General features: G+C 39.5%; 21 protein-coding genes. 9 read left to right on the top strand and 12 right to left on the bottom strand.

Annotated features, from left to right (window positions below):
* The first annotated feature begins 294 nt into the window (after nucleotides 1-294).
* The 3 genes from BLR27_RS13275 to BLR27_RS13265 are packed head-to-tail and all read left to right on the top strand — an operon-like array spanning nucleotide 295 to nucleotide 3,702.
* Nucleotides 295-1,575 (top strand): O-antigen ligase family protein, encoded by a 1,281-nt coding sequence (locus BLR27_RS13275; RefSeq protein ID WP_090705637.1) that lies wholly within the window; start codon nucleotides 295-297, stop codon nucleotides 1,573-1,575.
* A 59-nt stretch (nucleotides 1,576-1,634) separates the two neighbouring features.
* Nucleotides 1,635-3,149 carry a hypothetical protein gene (locus BLR27_RS13270; RefSeq protein ID WP_090705636.1) on the top strand — a complete coding sequence of 505 codons (1,515 nt, stop codon included), beginning with the start codon at nucleotides 1,635-1,637 and terminating at the stop codon, nucleotides 3,147-3,149.
* A 25-nt stretch (nucleotides 3,150-3,174) separates the two neighbouring features.
* The gene (locus tag BLR27_RS13265; RefSeq protein ID WP_090705634.1) at nucleotides 3,175-3,702 is read left to right on the top strand and encodes a hypothetical protein; all 528 of its coding nucleotides are present in this window, start codon (nucleotides 3,175-3,177) and stop codon (nucleotides 3,700-3,702) included.
* A 201-nt stretch (nucleotides 3,703-3,903) separates the two neighbouring features.
* On the opposite strand, the gene leuS is transcribed toward BLR27_RS13265, so the two are convergent.
* Complete coding sequence (gene leuS / locus BLR27_RS13260; protein WP_090705632.1) at nucleotides 3,904-6,696, bottom strand: leucine--tRNA ligase; 2,793 nt, start codon at nucleotides 6,694-6,696, stop codon at nucleotides 3,904-3,906.
* Between the two features lie 198 nt (nucleotides 6,697-6,894).
* Here leuS and BLR27_RS13255 point away from each other — a divergent pair, with 198 nt between their 5' ends.
* Genes BLR27_RS13255 through BLR27_RS13235 form a run of 5 tightly spaced genes read left to right on the top strand, consistent with a single transcriptional unit; the run spans nucleotide 6,895 to nucleotide 10,509 of the window.
* Nucleotides 6,895-7,773 (top strand): cell division protein FtsX, encoded by an 879-nt coding sequence (locus BLR27_RS13255; RefSeq protein WP_090705630.1) that lies wholly within the window; start codon nucleotides 6,895-6,897, stop codon nucleotides 7,771-7,773.
* Entirely contained in the window at nucleotides 7,773-8,009 is a 237-nt protein-coding gene (locus BLR27_RS13250; RefSeq protein WP_090705628.1) for a DUF3098 domain-containing protein, read from the top strand. Before BLR27_RS13255 ends, BLR27_RS13250 begins: the two co-directional genes overlap by 1 nt.
* A complete protein-coding gene (locus tag BLR27_RS13245) occupies nucleotides 8,009-8,803 on the top strand; it encodes an undecaprenyl-diphosphate phosphatase (protein WP_090705626.1) in 795 nt (264 codons plus the stop codon). The genes BLR27_RS13250 and BLR27_RS13245 overlap by 1 nt, the downstream gene beginning before the upstream one ends.
* Entirely contained in the window at nucleotides 8,803-9,528 is a 726-nt protein-coding gene (gene truB, locus BLR27_RS13240) for a tRNA pseudouridine(55) synthase TruB (protein ID WP_090705624.1), read from the top strand. The genes BLR27_RS13245 and truB overlap by 1 nt, the downstream gene beginning before the upstream one ends.
* A 36-nt stretch (nucleotides 9,529-9,564) precedes the next feature.
* Entirely contained in the window at nucleotides 9,565-10,509 is a 945-nt protein-coding gene (locus BLR27_RS13235; protein ID WP_090705623.1) for a bifunctional riboflavin kinase/FAD synthetase, read from the top strand.
* Nucleotides 10,510-10,599: 90 nt separating this feature from the next.
* Here BLR27_RS13235 and BLR27_RS13230 read toward each other — a convergent pair whose 3' ends face one another.
* The 11 genes from BLR27_RS13230 to BLR27_RS13180 all read right to left on the bottom strand — a co-directional run bounded on the left by BLR27_RS13230 (nucleotide 10,600) and on the right by BLR27_RS13180 (nucleotide 22,382).
* On the bottom strand, nucleotides 10,600-11,139 hold the full coding sequence (locus BLR27_RS13230; protein ID WP_090705621.1) for a YceI family protein: 540 nt from the start codon (nucleotides 11,137-11,139) through the stop codon (nucleotides 10,600-10,602).
* A gap of 228 nt (nucleotides 11,140-11,367) precedes the next feature.
* Complete coding sequence (locus tag BLR27_RS13225; RefSeq protein WP_090705619.1) at nucleotides 11,368-11,787, bottom strand: OsmC family protein; 420 nt, start codon at nucleotides 11,785-11,787, stop codon at nucleotides 11,368-11,370.
* Nucleotides 11,788-12,569: 782 nt separating this feature from the next.
* Nucleotides 12,570-13,823, bottom strand: coding sequence for a sulfate adenylyltransferase subunit 1 (locus tag BLR27_RS13220; RefSeq protein WP_176767705.1), 1,254 nt, complete (start codon nucleotides 13,821-13,823; stop codon nucleotides 12,570-12,572).
* Between the two features lies 1 nt (nucleotide 13,824).
* The gene (cysD, locus tag BLR27_RS13215; RefSeq protein ID WP_090705616.1) at nucleotides 13,825-14,730 is read right to left on the bottom strand and encodes a sulfate adenylyltransferase subunit CysD; all 906 of its coding nucleotides are present in this window, start codon (nucleotides 14,728-14,730) and stop codon (nucleotides 13,825-13,827) included.
* A 49-nt stretch (nucleotides 14,731-14,779) separates the two neighbouring features.
* A complete protein-coding gene (locus tag BLR27_RS13210) occupies nucleotides 14,780-15,478 on the bottom strand; it encodes a phosphoadenylyl-sulfate reductase (RefSeq protein ID WP_090705614.1) in 699 nt (232 codons plus the stop codon).
* A gap of 10 nt (nucleotides 15,479-15,488) precedes the next feature.
* A complete protein-coding gene (locus tag BLR27_RS13205) occupies nucleotides 15,489-16,658 on the bottom strand; it encodes a trans-sulfuration enzyme family protein (RefSeq protein WP_090705613.1) in 1,170 nt (389 codons plus the stop codon).
* A 74-nt stretch (nucleotides 16,659-16,732) separates the two neighbouring features.
* Nucleotides 16,733-17,416 (bottom strand): precorrin-2 dehydrogenase/sirohydrochlorin ferrochelatase family protein, encoded by a 684-nt coding sequence (locus BLR27_RS13200; RefSeq protein WP_090705611.1) that lies wholly within the window; start codon nucleotides 17,414-17,416, stop codon nucleotides 16,733-16,735.
* Between the two features lie 6 nt (nucleotides 17,417-17,422).
* Entirely contained in the window at nucleotides 17,423-18,214 is a 792-nt protein-coding gene (gene cobA / locus BLR27_RS13195) for a uroporphyrinogen-III C-methyltransferase (protein WP_090705609.1), read from the bottom strand.
* A gap of 2 nt (nucleotides 18,215-18,216) precedes the next feature.
* Nucleotides 18,217-20,310: a HEPN domain-containing protein gene (locus BLR27_RS13190; protein WP_090705608.1), complete on the bottom strand. Its 2,094-nt coding sequence runs from the start codon at nucleotides 20,308-20,310 to the stop codon at nucleotides 18,217-18,219.
* A 208-nt stretch (nucleotides 20,311-20,518) separates the two neighbouring features.
* Nucleotides 20,519-20,962, bottom strand: coding sequence for an RrF2 family transcriptional regulator (locus tag BLR27_RS13185; protein ID WP_090705606.1), 444 nt, complete (start codon nucleotides 20,960-20,962; stop codon nucleotides 20,519-20,521).
* A 166-nt stretch (nucleotides 20,963-21,128) separates the two neighbouring features.
* A complete protein-coding gene (locus BLR27_RS13180) occupies nucleotides 21,129-22,382 on the bottom strand; it encodes an MFS transporter (protein WP_090705605.1) in 1,254 nt (417 codons plus the stop codon).
* A 181-nt stretch (nucleotides 22,383-22,563) separates the two neighbouring features.
* Between BLR27_RS13180 and BLR27_RS13175 the strand changes: the two genes are divergently transcribed.
* Entirely contained in the window at nucleotides 22,564-23,661 is a 1,098-nt protein-coding gene (locus BLR27_RS13175; RefSeq protein ID WP_090705603.1) for an SGNH/GDSL hydrolase family protein, read from the top strand.
* Nucleotides 23,662-24,213 lie beyond the last annotated feature (552 nt).

Below are 24,213 nucleotides of genomic sequence, written 5' to 3'. Positions count from 1 at the left end.
AAAGAGCTTAGTTCAATGTTTTCAGTTGGGTTAGAATATATTGCTGACAATAAAGCTATTTATAAGGTATGAATTTAATGTTATGAAGATAATGTTTAACTTCTACCAAAGTTTCGTTTGTTGTCGAAAGTTTTGCCATGAAGTACTAAGAGCTAATATTCTGCAAATCGTATGAATAATAAATATGAGCAAACTTGACTATCATCCCGAACATTCACCGATAAACTGACTAAGCGGTTAAAGGAATAAAAGCATTTTAGCAAGAAAAAAAATTGAAAGTGATAAATTTATCCGATGATAAAAATTTTGGAGTATTGTTCATTCTTTGCAAGCTTTTTTAAGAAATATAGTTTCCAAGTACTGCTGGCGTTGCTCTTCAGTTGCCTAATTTATGCGTTTGGGAAGGAAAGTAGGGCATTTGTTATCGGTTATACGGTTAGCATAGTTTTCATTGGTCATTTGTCTAAATCCTTTCGCCCCTCGAAATATTTAATGGCTTTGAGCCTTACTTTCATATTCACTTTAGTTTTTATACTCGCCTTCATGTTTAAGAGCGACTCCACTCAGGGCCGCATCCTGATCTATAAAATCTCTTTTGACATCTTCAAAGAATCCTATCTGGTAGGAATCGGATTAGGGGAGTTTAAACAGCAGTATTTACTATATCAAGCACTATATTTCAGCAATGATTCTTTTACATCAAAAGAGCTCCTTTTAGCCGACAATACATACTTTGCCTTCAATGATTACTGGCAATTTACGATAGAAGCCGGAATTTTAGGGCTAATTGCGCTGGCACTCATACTGAGCCTATTAATATTTCTGATTCGCAAAGCGCTCTTGAAAAACCGCGCTGACAGACCGGTTGTCCTCCTTCTGGCGGTTGCTCAACTGCTTGCAATAAACGTAGCTGCATTTTTTACACACGTATTTGAAAAGCTGCATTTTCAGTCCCTATACTTTATTTGTGTCATAGTTGTTTGTTACTATGTTTCCGCGTCTTTCAAAAGATGGTCTCTGCTAACAGCAGGTATCATAATGGCCTGTTTACTATATCTTCATTTTAAACTTCCGCTTCATTCATACATGGCTTATAAGAGGTTTGAAGAAGCTAAACAGTTGGCTTTCGCAGGGTATTCCCATGAATCATTAGAAATATTAACGGACATCTATCCGTCCATGAAATCTTCTCACCAGTATCAAATGTTCTATGGTGAGATGTTGCTAAAGAATGAGGAGCTGCCTGAAGCTGAAAAGATCATTCGAATGGCTGTAGCCGCAGTTCCCGCAAATTCGCTTTATGTGCAGCTTGGAGATTGCTTTCAACGTCAAAAGAAAATGGTTGAGGCAGAGAGAGCCTACAGGCTGGCGGTAAATATGGTTCCAAACCGCCTTTCTTCGCGATATGCATTGTTCAAATTTTATATTTCATGTAACAGAATTACCGAAGCAATCAAAGTAGGTAATGACATTCTTTCAATTCCGGTGAAAATTCATTCCAATTATGCAAAGCTCATAAAGAGTGAGATAAAAACAGAGTTAAAAAAATTATTTTTTGCGATAAAAAATAATTAAATATTTCGTTTGTTTAAGAAATTAGATATCTTAAGGTAACTAAACTTAAATAATTTAACATGAAGCGAATCTTTATTTTAATTGGTGCGGCTTTAATACTGTTGTATTCTTGCCGGAAAAGCTTTTTAGATTACGAAGGGAGTGATAGCGATGAGTTTTCGATTATGAACGTCAAAGCACATTATGAGAGCCTGCAAGTTGGCAAATCAATTGGGAACACTATAAAAAATTCCAAGAGCCACTATGTGCCTTATTGGCCGAAGGCCTACAAAGCCAAATATGGCAATTCGGAATTTGTGGAAGTTCCACTCATTTCATACAAAAAGAAAATTGCCATGTATGACTTCACCCAAGATAGCGTTGAATTAAAACCCGATAAAAGTGTTCGAAATGCGTCATTTCAGAGGATGATATTTTTTCTGGATAAGGACAACAAACAAATACAACAGCATATTGTCACCTATCTACCGGATAAAGGGTATCTTCAGAAGCATAAATTTGATGCTAGCCATAATCAGCTTAACAAAATGGATAACGATTTCAGCGGCTACTTGGAATATACGGGTCTCAATGGAAACTTTATAAAGGTCCTTCGTGTCATGAATGGTAAAGTAAAAGGAAGATATACTTTAAGCCCAAAGGGAATTTCGAATGACAGTAAAAAGGGAATTTCGACTAGTGCATGGGTATGTTACCAAACGAACTGCGCACCTAGTTATGAATTGGAATGTGTACATGATCCTGCATATCCTGATAATCCATATGCAAGTATATGTACCGAGACCTATCTGGGAGACGAGTGTGCAGGCACCTATTGCTATGAAAATGGAGTTGGAAATACGACCCCCGAACCAGGAGGAGGAAGTCCAAGTCCTACTAATCCAACCTACGGTCCAGACGCTCCATGTAACGAAAAGAACGTAATACAATCCCGCGCGGCTAACACGGAAATACAGGCTAACAACATTGAGAGTAGAGACTTGGCTGTAGCGTCTGTAAATGCAGGGACACCCAAGGAATATGGGGCAGAACAAAACCTGATAAGCCTAACAAGTCCTGATTTTAAGAATACTACGGTAAGGACAGATAATAATTCAAATTCATTTGCACCAGCCTTTAAATGGGACAGTACGGACGGATACACAATTGGTGTCACTCATGCACATCCAGGTGGCGGTGCGCCATCTCCGAAAGATGTGTTTTGGATGCTGGAACAAGTCGCAGGCTATTACGGTCCCTTGTTTAACGCCTCAGCCGCTGATAAGAAGTTTTTTAAGGACAATGCTTCGATTACTGTGGTGACAGAGAATGTAAGTTATGTGGTTACGGTCAGGGATTGGGTCGCATTGGAACAGCTTTATCATGATAATACGGCAACAAATGAAAATTATGAACTTGCAGCACTCGAATATTATTCTAATAATCCGTTTGATAGCTATGCTAATGTTACTGCCTACGCTTTGCTAACTTTGTTTGGGAGTTCTATCAACCTTTATCATGCGGGTGCTGGCTCAACCTATTTTATGCCAATTAACGTTTATAATAGTACAGTAAGTAACACGCCATGTCCATAAGTGAAATTTAGATCAAAAAATCAGTATGAAAAGAATTAAAGTAATAATCGCAAGCCTTTTATTTAGTTTTAGTGCCTTAGGTCAAAACCAAGGTCAAGTAGTTCCGATTAATGAAATCGTGAGTTTTTCTCTTCCCTCAGGTAGTGTAGAATTAACTTTGGAAAAACGTGAGAGTGCCAAAAAGCCGGGAAAGAAATCCGAAATTAATATTGATAAAACTAAGGGTTCGCTTTTCAAGGTAAATGAGTCTTTTTTTATCCTCACAGGCGGCGTTGGAAATATGTCTGCTAATTTTTTGGAGGAGCACAAGAGAGGCTTTGATGACCTCTTGAAGAAAAGACCTAATTATAATTCAGTGATTAAGAAATTTAATAACTACCAGGTATTTATCATGACTTATGACGGAGCGGATTTCAGTTATGTGAGATTTACTGCTGTTAATAATAACCGCGACAGTGCTTTAGGGGGGGTCTTTGAATACGATAAGACTGACAAAGATAAAGTGGGTAAAATTGTTGATGATTTTTTGAAAGGACTTAAGTTTAAAAAATAATATTAACCATTTAAGACCATAAAAAGGTCTTAGTCTGATATCGTTTATTTATAATTGAGGAGTCTGGAGGCTCCTCATTATTGGAAAATCCGAAAGGCTGCGTTTAAACTGTACAGCTAATTACGGTTGTACTTACCCATCAATTTTGGTAATCGGTGGTAACTCTACCAGTAGGGAATGATCCTATAAAAGTAAAGAATATTAAACCACGATATTAATTATTTTACCCTTTACGAAAATAATTTTCTTTGGAGTTTTATCGTCTAAATATTTCTTCAGATCAGTGTTTGCCAGTACGATCTCTTCGACTTCTGCCTGACTTAAACTCAGAGAAATATTCAGGTTCATTCTGGTTTTTCCATTCACAGAAACCGGATAAGAGAATTCATTTTCCACCAGGTATTCAGGATTAAACACAGGGTAAGGAGTTACAGAAAGTGTTCCCGGAGCGTTTCCAAGCAGGGTCCATAGCTCTTCGGTAATATGAGGAGCATAGGAAGCAAGAACAATGACCAAATCCTGAATGATCTTTCTCTTATTACATTTAAGATCAGTTAATTCATTCACGCAGATCATAAAACTTGAAACTGAAGTATTGAAAGAAAAGCGTTCAATATCTTCTTCTACTTTCCGGATGATCTTATGCAATGCTTTATATTCTGCCTTTGAAGGTTCATCATCAGAGACATTAAAATTAAATTCATCGTCGTGGGATAGCTTCCAGAATTTGCGGAGGAACTTAAAGACTCCTTCAATTCCATTTGTATTCCATGGTTTACTTTGTTCCAGCGGACCGAGGAACATTTCGTACATCCTTAGGGTATCGGCGCCATAACGTTCTATAATATCATCGGGACTTACGACATTGAATTTAGATTTCGACATCTTTTCAACTTCTACCCCGCAGATGTATTTGCCATTTTCGAGAATGAATTCCGCATCAGCAAATTCAGATCTGAAAGCCTTAAACTTTTCGAGGTCAAGTATTTCGTTAAACACGATATTGACATCAACATGGAGTGCTGAAGTAGTATATTGAGATTTCAAGCCATGAGAAACGAAGGTATTTGTTCCGCGCCCATCTTCATCAATGATTCTGTAGACAAAGTTAGACCTTCCCTGGATCATGCCCTGGTTGATCAATTTTTTGAAAGGCTCTTCTTCCACTACATAGCCCAGATCCTTTAAAAATTTATTCCAGAAACGGCTGTATAGCAGGTGACCGGTTGCATGTTCTGATCCGCCAATATAAAGATCGACGTCTTTCCAGTACGAAATTGCATCAGCAGGAGCGAAAACGTCCTGCTTTCTGTCTTCCTGTGAAGCCATGTAACGATACCAGTACCAGCTTGAACCCGCCCATCCCGGCATGGTGCTCAGCTCATAGTCAAGCTCTCCTTTATATTTCCAGTTTTCAGCTCTGCCCAATGGGGGCTCTCCGCTCTCTGTAGGTAGATATTTATCAACTTCGGGTAAAACAAGCGGCAGGTCTTCCATCGCGATAAGGTGTGGAAGTCCCTCTTTAAAATAAACTGGAACCGGCTCACCCCAGTAACGCTGACGGCCAAAAATAGCATCACGCAAACGGTAATTCACCTTCGCTTTACCAGCGCCAAGCTCTTCAAGTTTAGCAATCATAACCGATGTTGCTTCCTTATATTTCAAGCCATTGATAATTCCTGAATTGATATATAAGCCATCTTTTGTGGGATCGGCCTGAATATCCAGATCAAGCTGCGCATCCGAGATCGCCACAATTGGCAATCCGAATTTTGTAGCAAACAGCCAGTCGCGCTGATCACCGGAAGGAACAGCCATAACGGCACCTGTTCCATAACCTGCAAGAACATAATCTGCAATCCAGATTGGAACCGGAGCTCCACTGATCGGATGTTTAGCATAACTTCCCGTAAATGCACCTGATACAGTCTTTGTATCGGCCATACGGTCAAGCTCGGTTTTCTTTTTTGTCTGATCTATATAGTTCTGAATTTCCTCAATATGGTCAGGAGTAGTTAAACCTTCAACAAGTTCATGCTCTGGTGCCAGTACAAGAAAGGTAGTTCCATAAAGTGTATCCACACGGGTAGTGAACACTTCAATAAAGGCTCCTGAATTTAAACTAAATCTCACCAACGCACCAACACTCTTCCCGATCCAGTTACGCTGCATCTCTTTTAATGGATCAGGCCAGTCGATGTTATCCAATCCCTGAAGTAAACGATCAGCATAAGCCGTGATGCGCATACTCCACTGCATCATTTTCTTTTGCTCAACAGGGTGTCCGCCACGTTCTGAATAACCATCCTTAACCTCGTCGTTTGCAAGAACAGTACCCAAAGCAGGGCACCAGTTCACTGTACTTTCACGCAGATAAGTAAGCCGGTATTTAAGAAGTTCTGTTTGCTTATCTGTATCCGACTTCAGCTTCCATTGTTCCGCAGTAAAAATTTCGGCATCATCATCAGAAACAGCCTTAATACCAAAAGAACCTGAATTTTCAAATTTTCTGATCAGTTCTTCAATACTTTCCGCTTTATTAGTTTCCAGGTTATACCATGAATCGAATAAAAGCATGAAGATCCACTGGGTCCATTTGTAGTATCCAGGATCACTGGTTCTAACCTCTCTGCTCCAGTCGTATGAAAAACCAAGGTTATCAAGCTGCTCGCGGTAACGGTTTATATTTGTTTCAGTGGTGATTGCCGGATGCTGACCAGTTTGTATAGCATATTGTTCTGCAGGCAAACCAAAAGAATCGTATCCCATAGGATGCAAAACATTAAAACCTTTCAGACGCTTATAACGGGAAAAAATATCAGAAGCTATATATCCCAGCGGATGACCAACATGAAGTCCGGCACCGGATGGATAAGGAAACATATCCAAAACGTAGTATTTTGGCTTTTCTGAATTATTATCTACCTTAAAGGTATGATTCATGGCCCAGAATTTTTGCCACCTCTTCTCTATATCTCTGAATTGATAATCCATCTTCAAACTGAATAAGTTGCGAAAATACTAAAATCCGCGGTTTTTTAGAACCACTGGAGACAGCAAATTCCTTTATAAACTTGTTCAGAAGGCAGAAATAAAATTTTAACAAAGTTTAACTGCTAAATACAGGCAGATAAACGCATATTATTTACCTTTACAGCTGAAATCTTTATTTTCGTAACATAAAATTTGCTCATGGAAGAATTTGAAAGAAGTACCTCATCAGGAAAAACTAAAACTATTTACGTTTCAACGGTGATCAGCATTGCTCTGGTTTTACTTATGACGGGACTGCTGGGACTGATTCTGGTGCACGCTAAAAATCTTTCAAAATATGTTAAAGAGAATATTGTACTTAACATTATTGTAAATGAGGGTGCAAAAGAGGTAGATGTCACTGCGCTTCAAAAACAGCTGGATGCTAATCCGTATGTTCTTAAAACGCAATATGTTAGTAAAGAGCTGGCTGCCAGAAATCTAACCAAAGATCTGGGAGAAGATTTTGTTGATTTCCTGGGATATAACCCTCTATTATCATCTATTGATGTTTATTTAAAGGCCGATTATGCTAATAATGCCAGCATTCAAACATTCACAGCCACCGTCAACAAAAACCCACTGGTAAAAGAAGTAGTATACCAAAAATCATTGATTGACATGGTCAATCAGAACATTAAGGGCATTGGTTTGGTTATCCTTGCATTTGCTTCAATATTACTGATCATTGCAGTTGCCCTGATCAATAATACGATCCGACTGGCTATTTATTCACAGCGATTCCTGATAAAAAGTATGCAGCTAGTTGGTGCGACCAAAAATTTCATTCGCAAGCCCTTTTTAACCTATGGTGTTCTTCATGGGTTATTGGGAGGCTTAATTGCCGTTATTTTATTACTTCTTACCTTATATTTTGCACAGCAGCAGGTCCCGGAAATGATCATTCTTCGTGATTGGTTTGAGTTCAGCCTTGTGTTTATCGGGGTTATCGGAATTGGAGTCCTGATCTCGGGCTTAAGCACCTACTTTGCAGTAAGCAAGTTTCTTCGTTTAAAAATTTACGACCTTTATAAATAATGGCACAGAAAAATACACCTCTAAAGGAAACCCAGCATGAAGCATTTGTGTTTGGAAAAAATAATTACAGACTACTGCTTTTAAGTATTGCTCTGGTAGTTTTGGGATTTATCCTGATGGCCGGCGAAACTGACATCTATGAGTTCAAAAAGATCGTCCTTGCCCCTATAATTGTTTTAGCCGGCTTTGCTGTTGGTTTTGTTGCAATCCTTAAAAAACCTGCCCATAACAACTAATGACTATATTTCAGGCGATCATTCTGGCCATTATTGAAGGCCTGACTGAGTTTTTACCGGTATCATCTACCGGACATATGATCATTGGATCGTCCCTCATGGGTATACAATCAGATGAATTTGTGAAGTTGTTCACTGTAGCCATTCAACTGGGAGCAATATTGTCAGTGATTGTCCTCTATTTCAAGCACTTTTTTCAGTCTTTCGGATTCTATTTTAAACTATTGGTCGCTTTTCTTCCGGCAGTGTTTTTCGGCCTGCTTCTCAGTGATAAGATCGACCAGCTTTTGGAAAGTCCCCTGGGAGTTGCAATTGCGCTCCTGCTGGGAGGTATCATCCTGCTATTTGTAGATAAATGGTTTAAAGATGGAGAGATCGACAACCATAATGACATTTCCTATAGCACTGCCTTTAAGATCGGATTGTTCCAGTGTATTTCAATGATTCCGGGAACTTCAAGATCTGCCGCAACAATTGTTGGTGGAATGTCGCAGCGCTTATCCAGAAAAGCGGCTGCTGAATTCTCCTTTTTCCTGGCTGTTCCAACGATGTTTGGAGCAACAACGAAGAAACTCTACGACTTTTACAAGGATGGATTTGTGATAAGCGGAGATCAGGTCAACCTACTGATCATTGGAAATGTTGTGGCATTTATTGTAGCCATGCTTGCCATTCGCTACTTCATAACATTCCTTCAAACCAAAGGCTTCAAAATTTTTGGTTGGTACCGGATAATCGTGGGTGGCATCATTCTATTGCTGCTTGTTTCGGGATATGATCTCCACGTCATCTGATGAGCGAAAATAAAGGAAAAGTATTCCCCGAGTTTAATTTTACCGACGGCGAAATGCTGCTCATCAATAAACCCTATACATGGACTAGCTTTGATGTAGTTGGAAAGATCAGAAACTCCTTCAAACCATTGAAGTTAAAAGTTGGCCATGCAGGCACTCTGGACCCCTTAGCGACCGGATTACTGATCATCTGTACTGGAAAATTCACAAAAAAGATCGATGAATTTCAGGCACAGGAGAAAGAATATACCGGAACAATGATACTTGGAGCCGGCACACCATCCTATGATATGGAGACAGAGGTCGATGAAACATTCGATATCAGCCATATTGATGAAGAAATGATCCGAGCGAATACTTCACAATTCATTGGCGACCTGGATCAATATCCACCGGCACATTCCGCAGTTAAAGTTGATGGTGAAAGATTGTACATGAAGGCCCGCAGGGGAGAAAATGTAGAGTTAAAAACACGAAAAGTCAGTATAAGTCAGTTTGAAATAACCCGTATTGAGCTCCCTGAAATAGACTTCAAAGTAGTTTGCAGTAAAGGCACTTATATCCGTTCACTTGTGCATGATTTTGGAAGATCACTGCAAAATGTGGCCTATCTAAGTGCATTGCGCCGCACCAAAAGCGGCGATTATGATGTCAATAATGCTTTTGAAGTAATGGAACTGGTTAATCATATCCGGCACTTGAAAGAGCAGGGAACTTTAAAATAACAATTAATTTTTAATTTTGCCTCTCTATCCCCGAAAATGAAGGTCTATAACCATATTGACGAATTCAAGCAGATCAAAAACGCTGTGGTTACCATAGGCACATTTGACGGTGTTCATATCGGGCATCAGAAAATAATCAGCCGCCTGCAGGAAGTAGCCCGGCAAAAAGGTGGCGAGACCGTCATTCTGACTTTTTTCCCGCATCCGCGAATGATCCTTCATCCTGATGATCTGAACATAAAGCTGATCAGCACCATGGAAGAAAAAGCTGAACGTCTTGATAACCTGGGAATAGATCATTTAATAATTACTCCATTCACCCGCGATTTCTCAAATCTGAGTCCGCAGGAATATATCAGAGAGGTACTTGTTAAAAAGATAGGAACTACTCAGATCATTATTGGCTATGACCACAGATTTGGAAAAGACCGTAGCGGAGGATTGAAAGAACTACAACATTACTCATCAGAACTTGGGTATGAGGTTGAAGAAATCCCGGAACAGGATATTGATGATGTTGCGATCAGCTCCACAAAGATCAGAAATGCAATCCTGAGCGGTGATGTCAAAACAGCTGAATCTTTTCTGGGATATCCTTTTCACCTCACAGGAAAAGTGATCAAGGGGGATCAGATTGGAAGAAAACTAGGCTATCCAACAGCTAATCTATTCATTGAAGAAAGTTATAAACTTATCCCGTCTGATGGTATTTATGCAGTAAGTGTAGATTTCAGAAATGGAGAAACAAAACTAAAAAGTGCTAAAGGAATGACCTATATTGGCCATCGCCCTACAATAAATGGCATGAGCCGCAATATTGAAGTGAATATATTCGACTTTACAGAAGATATTTACGGACAAACGATTCGCATAAATTTTCTGGAATATATGCGTGGCGATGAAAAATTCAATTCACTGGAAGAACTAAAAGAACAACTGGGCCTGGATGAGGTCAAAGCCCGGGGCATCCTATTTCCATAAAATCTTTCCATTATTTATGGGGAGATAAAAAAGAAAGACAAAAAAAGCCATTCCTTTCAGAATGGCTTTCTCATGTATTATAATTGGTTATTATGCTTGTTTAGCAAGTTGAAGGTTAATATTCAATTTGATATCGTCACCAACAACAATGGCTCCGGCTTCTGTAATTCCGTCCCAGGTAAGTCCGAATTCTTTGCGGCTTATCTTTCCGGAAACTTCAAAACCTGCCTTTTCATTTCCATAAAAATCAGTAGCAATACCGCCAAATTCAACTTCCAACTTTACTTGTTTAGTTACATTCTTAACTGTAAGATCACCAACAAGAACAAAATCATCACCGTCCTTTGTGAATGAAGTAGATTTGAAAGACATTTTAGGGAATTGCTCTGCATCAAAGAATTCTGCTGATTTCAAATGTACATCACGCTGCTCCTGATTGGTATCAATGCTATTCACATCCATTGAAAATTCAATTGATGCATCTTGAAAATCTGAATCTGATGTTTCAAGTGTTCCTTCAAAAGATTTAAAAGTACCTGTAACGGTTGAAATTACAAGATGCTTCACCTTGAAATGCACCTCTGAATGCATTGGGTCAATAACCCATTTTGTTTTTACTGCTGATTCCATTTTTATATTTTTTTTGTTTTAGGTTCTGTTTAGATTACAAAGGTATAAAATTACATGTTTAAACATGTAATTTTAAAGTCATAACAGAAAATGACGCAAAAAAGCCTTATACATCAGTATAAAGACCTTTTACTCCAATATTAAAACGGATTTTTTTGGGTGGCAGTCCCGAATATCATGATTAATCTCAGAATTTACACCTATTCTGAAATGTCCTGATACTGCGTACTATTTTACAATTTCGATTGAGTAATTGATTTCAACCCCACCTGCAGAAAGCATATCATGTACTGAGCAGTATTTCTTTACGGCCAACTCTGCTGCGCGTTCCGCTTTGGCAGGATCAATTTCCCCTGTGAGGTTAAAATGCATATGGATCTTTGTGAATACCGGGGGAGTCTGCTCCCTGCGTTCTCCCTCTACACTGACAGAAAAATCTTTCAGATCCTGTTTTTGTTTTTTAAGAATAGATACCAGATCAAGTGAACTGCAAGACGCCAGGGCCATAAGTACCATTTCCATTGGCCGAACACCAAGTCCCTGACCACCAATTTCAGGTGAACCATCTATATGAACCTTAACTGTTGAAGAGGGGGCTGAGGCTTCAAAATGCACGGCATCATTCACCCTTTTTAGTTCTACTTTCACGCTAATTATTTTTATGCAATTTAGGTATTACACCGCTTAATTTCAAGGTATAATAATGTCACCCCTTCGGGGTTAACTCGAAATATGAATCTATTCTAAAGTAATGACACCCCTTCGGGGTTTGTTAAGCTAAAATTTGAGTTTACCAAAAAATACAGGATTGAAATCATTAGACCAATGGAATAGATAAAAAATCAGAATGGCCAAAAAACAATAGAAATAAAAATATTATTACCAGAATCATAAAAGGGTGACATCATTATAATCCAAGAGCAAAAAACAAAAACCCCGAAGGGGTGATATTATTCACGCAAAGATAACCCCAAGCATTTAGCATTCTATCACCACAAGAACCCCGAAGGGGTCACATTATTAAAGAAGAGTAACCCCAAGCATTTAGCATTCTTATCACCACAAGAACCCTGAAAGGGTGACATTATTAAAGCAAAGAATTAACCCCAAGCATTTAGCATTCTTATCACCACAAGAACCCTGAAAGGGTGACATTATTAAAGCAAAGATAACCCCCAAGCATCTAGCATTCTTATTACCACAAGAACCCTGAAAGGGTGACATTATTAAAGCAAAGATAACCCCCAAGCATCTAACATTCCTATCACCACAAGAACCCTGAAAGGGTGACATTATTAAAGCAGAGATAACCCAAAGCATTTAGCATTCTATCACCACAAGAACCCTGAAAGGGTGACATTATTAAAGCAAAGATAACCCCAAGCATTTAGCATTCTTATTACCACAAGAACCCCGAAGGGGTGACATTATTATTCTTCGGCATTTGCACGAAACATCAAAGCTCCAACCGTTAGGTTAGTCCGGGGATCGATCAAAATAGCACCACCATTCAGTTTATTATCCTGATAAAGATCAAAAGCAAGAGGTTCCGCTGTTCTAATTACGATCCTGCCGATATCATTTAACTGGAAAGTATCCGTTTCTATTTTTTCAAGGGTATTGATATTCACCTTATGCAGAATATCTCTGATCTTACATTTTGTAACCTTGCTATTATGCTGCAACAGGTACATGATCGAAGTATCCAGCGGTTTGGTATCCATCCAGCATAGATCTGCTTCAATAGACTGTGAAACAATAGGTTCATGAGAAGAATTAACGAGAATATCTCCACGACCTATATCAATATTATCCTTCAGGTGAAGAGTGACCGAAGTTCCGCTATAAGCCTCATCCTGTTCCTGCATATTGGTCTCGATCTTACTGATCTCAGACCTTATGCCTGAAGGTAAAACTGTGATCTTATCATTCACACGAAAACTTCCGCTTAAAACCCTGCCTGCATATCCGCGATAATCATGCAACTCATCTGTCTGAGGCCTGATTACCCATTGTACCGGCATGCGTGCCTGGACTGATTTTTCATCCTCATTTACCTCAATGGTTTCCAAATGATCAAGAAGGCTTTTACCAGCATACCAGGACATATTCTGGGATCTGTTGACAATATTATCTCCCTTAAGGGCACTTACCGGGATATAGGTTACCTCTTTAAGATGAAGTTTCCGGGCAATTTCTGAATAAGCTTTATGGATCTTATTGAATGTATCTTCGCTGTACTCAACCATATCCATTTTGTTGATACAAACCACCACATGTTTCAGCTCTAAAAGTGAAACAATGAATGAGTGTCTGACGGTCTGTTCAACTACCCCATTTCGGGCGTCAACAAGAATAATGGCCAGGTCAGAATTCGAAGCTCCGGTAACCATATTTCGGGTATATTGAATATGTCCCGGGGTATCGGCAATGATAAATTTCCTTTTGTCTGTTTGAAAATATTTATAGGCAACGTCAATAGTAATTCCCTGCTCACGTTCTGCTTTCAGCCCATCTGTTAAAATAGCAAGATCAATAGTCCCGTCATCATTTTTACGGTTTGACTGCTGCAAAGCCTCCAGCTGATCTGCAAGAATGGATTCACTATCATAAAGAAGACGGCCAATCAATGTACTCTTGCCATCATCAACACTTCCGGCGGTAAAAAACTTAAGTAAATCCATATTAAAAATAGCCCCCCTTTTTGCGGTCTTCCATTGCAGCCTCTGATACTTTATCATCAATACGGGCTCCCCTTTCACTAATTTTTGACATTTTAATTTCTTCGATGATATCATCGATCTGATCTGCATCCGACTCAACAGCTGCGGTACAGGTCATATCTCCTACTGTTCTGAAGCGAACATTCCGACGTTCGATCTTATCATCTGCATCCATATTAAGACAATCAGCAGCTGCCATTAGCTGCCCATTACGGGTGATCACATCACGCTCATGTGCAAAATATATCGATGGCAATTCTATTTTTTCTCTGCGGATATAATTCCAGACATCCAATTCTGTCCAGTTACTGATCGGAAAAACCCGAACGTTTTCGCCTTTATGAATCTTTCCGTTATAAATATTCCATAATTCAGGACGCTGACGTTTTGGGTCCCATTGACCGAATTCATCACGAACTGAAAATATTCTTTCTTTGGCTCTTGCCTTTTCCTCATCTCTGCGGGCACCACCAATACAAGCATCGAACTTGCCCTCAGCAATGGTATCAAGCAAGGTAACAGTCTGCAAAGCATTCCTACTGGCATTCTTTCCCGTTTGCTCAATAACTTTTCCCTGATCGATAGAATCCTGAACATGTCCTACGATTAATTTTTCACCGATCCTGGCAATCATATCATCTCTGAAACTGATCGTCTCAGGGAAATTATGGCCGGTATCAATATGAACCAGCGGAAAAGGAAACTTACCCGGTCGGAAGGCCTTTTCTGCCAGCCTAACGAGTGTGATAGAATCCTTCCCTCCGGAAAAAAGAAGGGCTGGTTTTTCAAACTGACCGGCAACCTCACGCAAAATAAATATTGCTTCGGCTTCCAGCTGGTCTAAATAAGTAGTGTCTTGTTTATTCATAAATTAATTATCAAAAGCGCATAAATGCGTAAAATTGTCATTGTCGTTATCAGGAAGAGTGCAGGCCACATTCTTTTTTATCCTGGTCTTCCCACCACCAGCGTCCAGCTCTGAAATCTTCACCTTCCCTAACTGCTCTGGTACATGGAGCACAACCTATACTCGGAAAACCCTTGTCATGCAATGGGTTATATGGAATATTATTCTCCTTAATATAGGCTTTAACCTGGTCCAGCGACCAGTCGAAAATTGGATGAAACTTATGCAGCTGATTAGATTCATCCCATTCAACAGCATTCATATCCTCCCTGTTCATTGATTGCTCAGCGCGTATTCCGGTGATCCATAATGAATTCCCGGCAAGTGCACGTTTTAAAGGCTCTACCTTTCTGATTCCGCAGCATTCTTTTCTGTTCTCCACCGACTCGTAAAAACTACTCGGTCCTTTTGTACTAACCATCCGCTCAACCGCCTCTGTATTAGGATAATATGCATGTACCGGCATTCCATACATTTCAATGGTGCGGTTCCATACGTAATAGGTTTCAGGAAAAAGCCTGCCTGTTTCAAGGGTAAAAACTTTTACGGGCAGTTTGTTTGAAAAAATAATATGAGATATGACCTGATCTTCCCAACCAAAACTGGTTGAAAAAACCACTTTCCCAGGAAATCGATTGACTAGCATTTCAAGGGATTGTTCTATACTTAACCCCGCAATTTCCTGTAGTATCTCAGCCGACCTGTTCATGTTATCAATATCAGTTTATAGAATTATTAAGTGCTTCGGTCAGGTCTGTAAGGATATCATCAATATCTTCTAAACCGACAGAAATCCTGATGCTTCCCGGGAATATTCCAATCTGCGCACGTTCCGCATCACTTAATTTGGAATGCGTTGTTGAGGCTGGATGTGTAGCTATGGAACGGGTATCACCCAAATTTGGCGACAACATGATCATTTGCAGGGCGTCCATAAAACGCTTTGCACGCTCAAAACCACCTTTGACAATAAATGTAACTATTCCACCACCCTGTTTCATCTGGCGTTTTGCCAATTCATATTGGGGATGCGATGGAAGGAAAGGATATCTTACTACTTCTACTTCGGGATGCTGTTCAAGCGTTTCTGCTACTTTCAGGGCATTACTGCAATGCCTGTCCATACGAACTGCAAGGGTTTCAAGACTTTTTGAAATGGTCCATGCATTGAAAGGAGACATCGCCGGACCAGTATGCCTGATAAAAAACATCAGTTCTTTCATCAGATCTTTACGGCCCACTACCACTCCCCCAAGTACTCTGCCCTGTCCATCCATATATTTAGTGGCCGAATGACTTACCAGGTCGGCACCAAACTGAATTGGTTTTTGCAGATATGGCGTTGCAAAACAGTTGTCAACATTCAGGATGAAATTATGTTTCTTCTTTAAATTACCTAACCATTCAAGATCTACCAGCTCTAAACCTGGATTTGAAGGAGTTTCCAGAAATACCATTTTAGTTTCCGGACGTAAAGCTGCTTCAAAATCTTCTGGCTTTGAGGCATCCACATAGGTTGTGGTAATTCCCCATCGCGGTAGCAATTGAGTAAAAAGCTGATGTGTAGATCCGAAAATAGAACGAAAGGCAACAATATGATCACCACTACGAAGTAAACCTGCTATGGAAGCAAATACAGCTGCCATCCCCGATGAAAAGGCTAAGCCAGCTTCTGCACCTTCAAAATCACGAACTTTCTCAATGAATTCGCTCGTGTTTGGATTAGAATAACGTGAATAAATATTCCCTTCAACCTCATCGGCAAACATCGCTCTGCCATGTTCTGCATCATCGAAAACAAAACTGGATGTCAGATATAAAGGCACAGAATGTTCTCTGTTTGATGATCGTGGCGCCTGAGTACGTATAAGTTTAGATTGTTCTTTCATTTTTTGTGGAGGTTTCGGCAAAAATACTTAATTAAATAAAATTAATCAGGTGCATTTATGACTCAAATCTCGATTTATTGGTATTTAAACATAATCACTATCAGGCTAAGACCAGCAAATACTGCAGCCACTAATTTCCAGCTGATTTCTCTGCTAACCGGCTTCTCAATTGAATTTTCGACCAATGATGCCGTTGCCTTATTCAATTCCTTAACTTTATGTGCAAAATCCCCTCCCAGGGTGTTTCTCAGTTTACTCATTTGCTGCAATGTCAGATCCAGCTCATCAGGCAAATTATTCTGAAAGATCTCCTTCAATCGTTTCGCAATTGTGGGCGATTTTCCATTTGTTGAGATCCCAATTTTAAGGTCGCCCTTTTTAACGATCGATCCCAGATAAAAATCACATAGATCAGGCTTATCGGCAACATTGATCAGTAAGTGTCGCTGACGAGCTAAATTCCTGATCTCAGTATTCAGCACATTATCCCCGCTTGCAATGATCACCAGGTCATGCCCTTCCAGATCAGCTGCGTCAAATCTTTTTGAATGCAGTTTTACCTTAGGATAATCTTTTACCAGTTCAATAAGTTTAGGCAAAAAGGTTTCAGCAACAATATCAATCTCCGTTTCGGGACTGTTGGCCAGAACTGCCTCCAGTTTTTCAAGTCCTATATTACCGGCCCCAACAAGTAAAACCTTAAGTTGATTTAACTTAAGGAATACCGGAAAAAGCTGATTGCCGTTACTATTTTCCATTTTGTATTATTCTTGTTCTGAGAATTCATAAAATGCCTTTATTGGCTGGAACAATGAATGCAAGCCAACTACCTCACCAAATACTATCAATGCAGGAGAATCTATTTTCTGATCCTGGGCAGATTCAAATATTGTTCCGGCAGTAGCTACAACAAGTTTTTCGTTCTCCATTGTACCATTTTGAATAACTGCAGCCGGCAGGCGGTGCTTACCCTCTGCAATAAATATATCTGCGATATCCTTCAATCTTTTGATACCCATTAAAACCACTACTGTTGCATTTGACTTAGCTGCAGCATAAAGATCTTTAGAAATCTCTCCGGAACTGGTGGTCCCGGTAATTACCCAGAAACTTTCACTGGCACCACGATGTGTTAATGGAATCCCTTGCAAAGCAGGCACAGAAATACTGCTGGATATCCCCGGAACAACTTCGGCTGGTATACTGTATGATGCTGCCATCTCAAGTTCTTCAAATCCTCGTCCGAAGACAAATGGATCTCCCCCTTTTAAACGAACCACATGCCCATAGTTCAGAGCATAATCGATCATTAACTTATTGACTGCTTCCTGAGAATAGGAATGATCACCTGAACGCTTACCTACAAATACTTTTATTGCATTTTCACGAGCAAATTCCAATAATTCACTATTCACAAGTGCGTCATAAAGAACTACATCCGCAGATTTAAGGATCCTTACACCCTTAAGGCTGATCAATTCAGCATCACCAGGACCTGCACCTACCAGTGTGATTCTTGGTTCTTTAAATGAATTTTTTGTTTGAGTAAGTATCATAATTAAATTGACTCCTTTTCTGTTTTAATTCTTTTAATAAAATCGACAGTTGAACCCAAATAGGCACGGGCAAATTCTGCTGATGGTTCATTCTTATTTATTTGTAATACCAGTTCACTGAAGCTTTCCAATCCATTAAGGATCTGACTGTCTTTATATTGTTCATCAAAATCACGAATGATTCCAACCTGTGTACTGCTATTGATCCCTTTATCCAGCAACAAGGCTTTAGCACTGCTGATAAATACACTGTAGGCATGATATATCGAATCGGAATATGCATTTGCTTCAATCGATTCAATAGACCATTGTAACTTTTCTTCTGCCTCAAGCAGGAGTGTTGAAACCAGGTCGATCATCACACCCGCGCACTCTCCAACACCAATTGCCGTTTCGAAGATCTCTTCATGGCCCCAATCAACAAATTCATCCGGAGTTAATGTACTGAGATCAGCAAGCGGTTTTAACAACTGGTAAAAATGGTCTTTACCGAATCTGTCATAAAAGTCATTGAACAATTCATCCCCATTTTTATTCTTGCTGTAGTTATCCAAAATAACTCTGACTACATCCTTGGTTCTTTTAGAAGGCACCTTTATGACTTTATCTGCAGCGCGTCCGACACCGTCGCCAACTGTACCGCCACCTAATAGAACCTGAGCTGCTGGCACTACCTTTCCAGCTGCTTTTAGGGAACTTCCATGAAATCCGATATGCGCCAGACCATGTTGTCCGCAACTATTCATACAGCCACTAATCTTTATTTTAATATCCTGATTCTCTATAAGTTCATCATATTCTTCTGAGATCAGATCTTCAAGAACACGGGCAAGTTCGGTGCTGTTCGAAATGCCGAGGTTACAGGTATCCGTTCCGGGGCAGGTTGTGATATCACTTACACTGTCGAACCCTGGTTTTACAAAATCAAGTTCCTTCAATCGCTCAAACAAAACAGGCAAAGCTTCTTTCCGAACATATTTCAGAAGCAAGCCCTGATTGATCGTGATCCGAATCTCATCAGCAACCAATCCGCTGATCGCTGCAATAAATTTCCTCGCTTTGCTTGTTGGAATATCACCTGTTGTAACCTTGATGTAAACACCATGAAAACCAGCCTGTTTCTGTTCAAAAACATTGGTATCCAGCCATCTTTGATAAAGAAACTGATCTGAAATAAGTACTTCAGGCAGGGCTATTTTATCAGGGATCTTTGGAAGATCAACCGCATCGCGATCAATAGTGAATTTTTTAGAACGGTTAGCCACTCTCTCCTCCGCAATCAGTCGTAATACTTCATCAAGACCTAGTTTTGCGACAAGAAATTTCATCCTTGCTTTATTTCTGTTGCTACGTTCTCCATGTCTGTCAAAAACACGCAAAGTCGATTCAATATATGGGATCAGCTCATCCTCAGGCAAAAATTCATTCACCATATGAGCGATGGATGGCTGTGCACCTAAGCCCCCGCCAAACAAAACTTTAAATCCACGAATTTCTTTCCCATCTTTTAAAATAAGCTTTGGAATAAAACCAAGATCATGGATATAGGTAAATGCAGTATCCGCATCACTTGAAGAAAAAGCGATCTTGAACTTTCTGCCCATCTCCTGACAAATCGGATTACGCAGAAAATATTTGAATGTTGCCAACGCATAAGGTGATACATCAAATGGCTCATTCGGGTCAATACCTGATGTTGGCGATGCCGTTACATTTCGTACGGTATTACCACATGCTTCCCTAAGAGTAATATCATCCTGCTCCAGTTTAGCCCAAAGCTCAGGTGTACGGTCAAGGCTTACATAATGGATCTGAATATCCTGACGGGTAGTTAAATGAAGATTACTGCTTGCATACTCATCTGAAATATCAGCGATACGCAAAACCTGCTTGAAACTTACTTTTCCGAATGGCAACTTGATCCTGATCATCTGAACACCAGGCTGCCTCTGACCGTAAATTCCACGGGCTAAGCGAAGACTTCGGAACTTCTCATCATGTATTTTACCATCACGAAATTCTCTGATCTTCTTTTCCAGATCTATAATATCCTTTTGTACGATTGGGTCTTCTAATTCTGTTCTGAAACTATTCATTAATCTTTTGCAAAAAATAACCTCTTCTACCGGGGGGTGAAGAGGTTCATATAAATAAATCTTTATCTGGTCTTCTTCAATGTTTTGATATACCCATATAACAACATTTGACTGTTATTTCATTCATCATATGGACGCTAAAATTTTTCATTGGCCAAATATAATACAAAGTATATAGAATTAGTAGTCTTTTATTTAAAATTTTTTTTTACACCTCCATATTTTCAATTAAAAGACCTTCACGGCGGATAATATCTGCGATACTTGTTTCACTTAAGATTTTCAATGTTGCATTTCTTACATCCAGAAATACATCTCTTACACCACAGGTAGCTTCACTTATACATTCATCGCACTTCTGATAGAAATTCAGGCTCACACATGGCAATAGTGCAACAGGTCCGCCCGTAAGGCGCAAAACCTGAACCACAAAAATCTCTGCAGGATCCTTCACCAGACCATATCCGCCACCAGCCCCTTTCTTGCTATAAAGTAATCCGGCATTCCTGAGATCAAGTAAAATTTGTTCAAGGAATTTTTTTGGTATATGTTCTTCAGAAGCAATTTTTGAGATCTGCATAGGTGCCTCCCCAAAATTTTTACCCAAAACCACCAGGGCTTTTATTGCATATCGCGTCTTTTTTGAAAGCATACTTTCTATGGGTATTTATAGTTAAACAAATTAACGCAAATTCTTTCTTAAAATATTTGATAAAATCTATTCCCTGAAATTGAGAATGATCTTTAAGGAAAGCAAAATATAATCAGCTTAAAGATTTTGAAAAGTTCTGTAAACTAAGCATTCATCAATGGCAATTTTAGTGCGGATCTAATTCTGAGGATTTAATAAGCTTACTTACCCTTAATATTAAAAATATAGAAACAATGGAAAGAATGACGATAATATAACCCAATGTATCATAATGTTCAAGAGGACTAAACTTATCTTTTTGCACAACGATCATGCCTCCCAACGCTGCCGCAAGTCCGCCTGCAATTTGCTGCAATGAAGAATTGATTCCCATGAATGCACCTCTGTCCTGCTTTTCGGGCAAAGCTGAACTAAGGGCCACGGCCGGAACCATCCTGCTCATAATCCCAATCATAAAACCTAAATTCATAAGTAATACTACCCAGAAAGCAACAGGGCCAAGGTTTGTATAAATGATAACAACGATACTAAGCCATACTGATGCAATAGTGAATATGGTAAACTTGTCAAATCGGTCACTTAATTTTCCGATAAAAGGCATAATAAGCAGGGCTGTGATGCCTGATGCCATGTATAAAAAGGGAAGCTGCTGAGGAGTTACATGCAGATTGTTAATTGCAAAAGCGCTACCCCATGGCATCATCATAAATCCCCCAAGGGAAAGGAATGCTGTAGCCAGAAAACCAATTCTGTATTTTCTTTGAGCCAGAGTATGCCATAAATGACCGATTGCATTTCGTTCCGACCTTATTTCAAGATGCTCCTTTACAGGTTTCAGCTTCAGAACGATAAACAACCAGATCAGACTGGCTAATACTACGATCATCAGGAATGGTGATTGCCAGCCCCAATGATTAGCTATATATAAACTGATAGGTATTCCAAGAACCTGGCTGCCACCAAAGCCCATCTGCAGATATCCGATAACTCTACCCCTCTTTTCTATTACAAACATGTCGGTAACGATGGCCATCGAAATGGATCCAATAACTCCGCCAAATATTCCGGTAAAGATCCTGGCTGCTAGAAGCAATGGATAAGTATCAGCCAAACCACAAAAAAGAGTCCCGGCAATAAATCCAATATAAAAAAAGAGCAATAAACTTTTCCGGTCAAAACGATCAGCAAAACCCGCAGTCAGTAAACCCGAAATACCTGCACTAAAGGCATAGGCAGAAACACATAAACCAAACTGTGTGGTACTCAGATCCATGGATTTCATCAGCATGTCACCCAGCGGAGACATAACCATAAAGTCAAGAACCACAGTAAATTGTGTTAATGCCAGTAACAGGATTACAAAAACTTCATAGGAGGAAAATTTTAATTTGATCGGAGAATTTTCCTTGTTAAAGGCCATAATAAAATTTCTTGCCTGTCCAATTGGATTGCGGGCGCAATATAAGCTTTAAAATGCTTTTTATAATTCCCTTGCCCTTCCCAAAATCTATTTATGTTCATAAAGTGTAAACTCAAAAACGATTTTTCCACCCTTTGTCTGAATGAATTGTTCTGTTATCTTTACTTAAAACATATTGATCATGAATAGATTTATCTGCCTCCTGCTATTGACCTGCCTTAGCAGTTCTGTTTTCTCACAAGAAACAAGCACCAAAAAAGAAAATGTCACATATTATGGCAAAGAGCACTTTTTAATTGAGGGAACCGGTGTAGCAGAAACAGAGAAAGAAAGTCCTTACGACCGTTTACCTGCCTCTTACAAAGATAAAGTAAGAAAACCTGTTTGGGGCCTGTCAAAAAACTCTGCTGGAATATCCTTAAGATTTAACAGCAACTCTACTTCTATAAAAGTGAAGTGGTCACTCCTGAATGATACAAAGATGAACCATATGGCTGAAACCGGCATAAAAGGTGTTGATCTGTATTGCAAGCTTAACGGAGTATGGACATACGTAAATACAGGCCGGCCGACAGCAAAAGAAAATGAGGCTGCTCTCATCAGTTCTCTCAGCCCGGTCGAAAGAGAGTATAAGCTTTATTTACCACTTTACGACGGGACCACAAAAGTGGAAATAGGGATAGACAATAGCAGTGTGATCACTAAGCCTGCAGCTGACAAGCAGCTTCCCATTGTTTTCTATGGCACCAGCATCTTGCAGGGAGGTTGTGCATCAAGGCCCGGTATGGTATTCACAAGTATCATCTCCAGAAAATTAAATGTGGATTGTATTAATTTCGGATTTAGCGGAAACGGTATGATGGATCCGCCAATTGCAGAGCTTATTTCCGGCATAAAGGCTTCTTTTTATGTTATTGACTGTCTTCCGAATATGACAGCAAAACAAGTAACAGATAGTGTTATTCCATTAGCTACAGCAATCCGGAAAAAAAATCCAAATACTCCCATTGTTTTTGTTGAAAACGTAGAGTACACAAGAGCAATTTTTCAGGCTAATCTGAAAAAAAGCATGGATGAGAAGAATCAGGCCTTGAAAACAGAATTCGACAAATTAGTGCGTGGGGGCATGAAAGATCTGATTTACATCAGTGCCACTGGCTCAATCGGCACAGATAATGAGGGTACTGTCGATGGAACCCACCTGACCGATCTGGGCTTTATACGTTATGCAGATTATTTGATTGAGAAGTTTAAAGAAAACAAGCTGGCGATTAAATAACAGGGGGTAAACTACTGATTTTTGTCTTTGCTGAAGCATATCAGGATAAAATACTGAATTCAGGATAAAATTTCTCTTGTGAAAAGCAATGTCTGTGTTTATAGGTTTCTTCAATCGGGCTCTGCGCTCTAGCTTTTGCCATTGAATAAAATTATAAAAGTGAAAATTTCATCAGGCAAAAGGCTGCTGCTTCGATCCCGTTTAGTTGGCAGGGACAGCGCTGCTATCTGTGGAGGTTAAAATTCTGGAAGCAATGAAATTATTCTTTTTATTAAAACTCTGCAAAAATCAACAAAAGAGCTACTATCCAACATGATAAACCGGGGCGGCAGCGTTAGCTTTTTTGCTATCGGGATATATTTAATTTATGACTGTCTTTTATGGCAAAAAACTATAGCAGAGCACCGGACTGACAGATAAAAGGAAATAAGCAGCACCTATCCAAAAATTCAATTAAAGCTTCCATCAATCCTTACACTACAACAATATTTTATTCCTGTTTGAAAAATATCAAATACAAAGATATGCACTACCCATCGATTCATAATTCGC

The sequence above is a fragment of the Daejeonella rubra genome, assembly GCF_900103545.1.
Lineage (GTDB): Bacteria > Bacteroidota > Bacteroidia > Sphingobacteriales > Sphingobacteriaceae > Daejeonella > Daejeonella rubra.
This window is presented reverse-complemented; position numbering and strand designations above follow the sequence as displayed.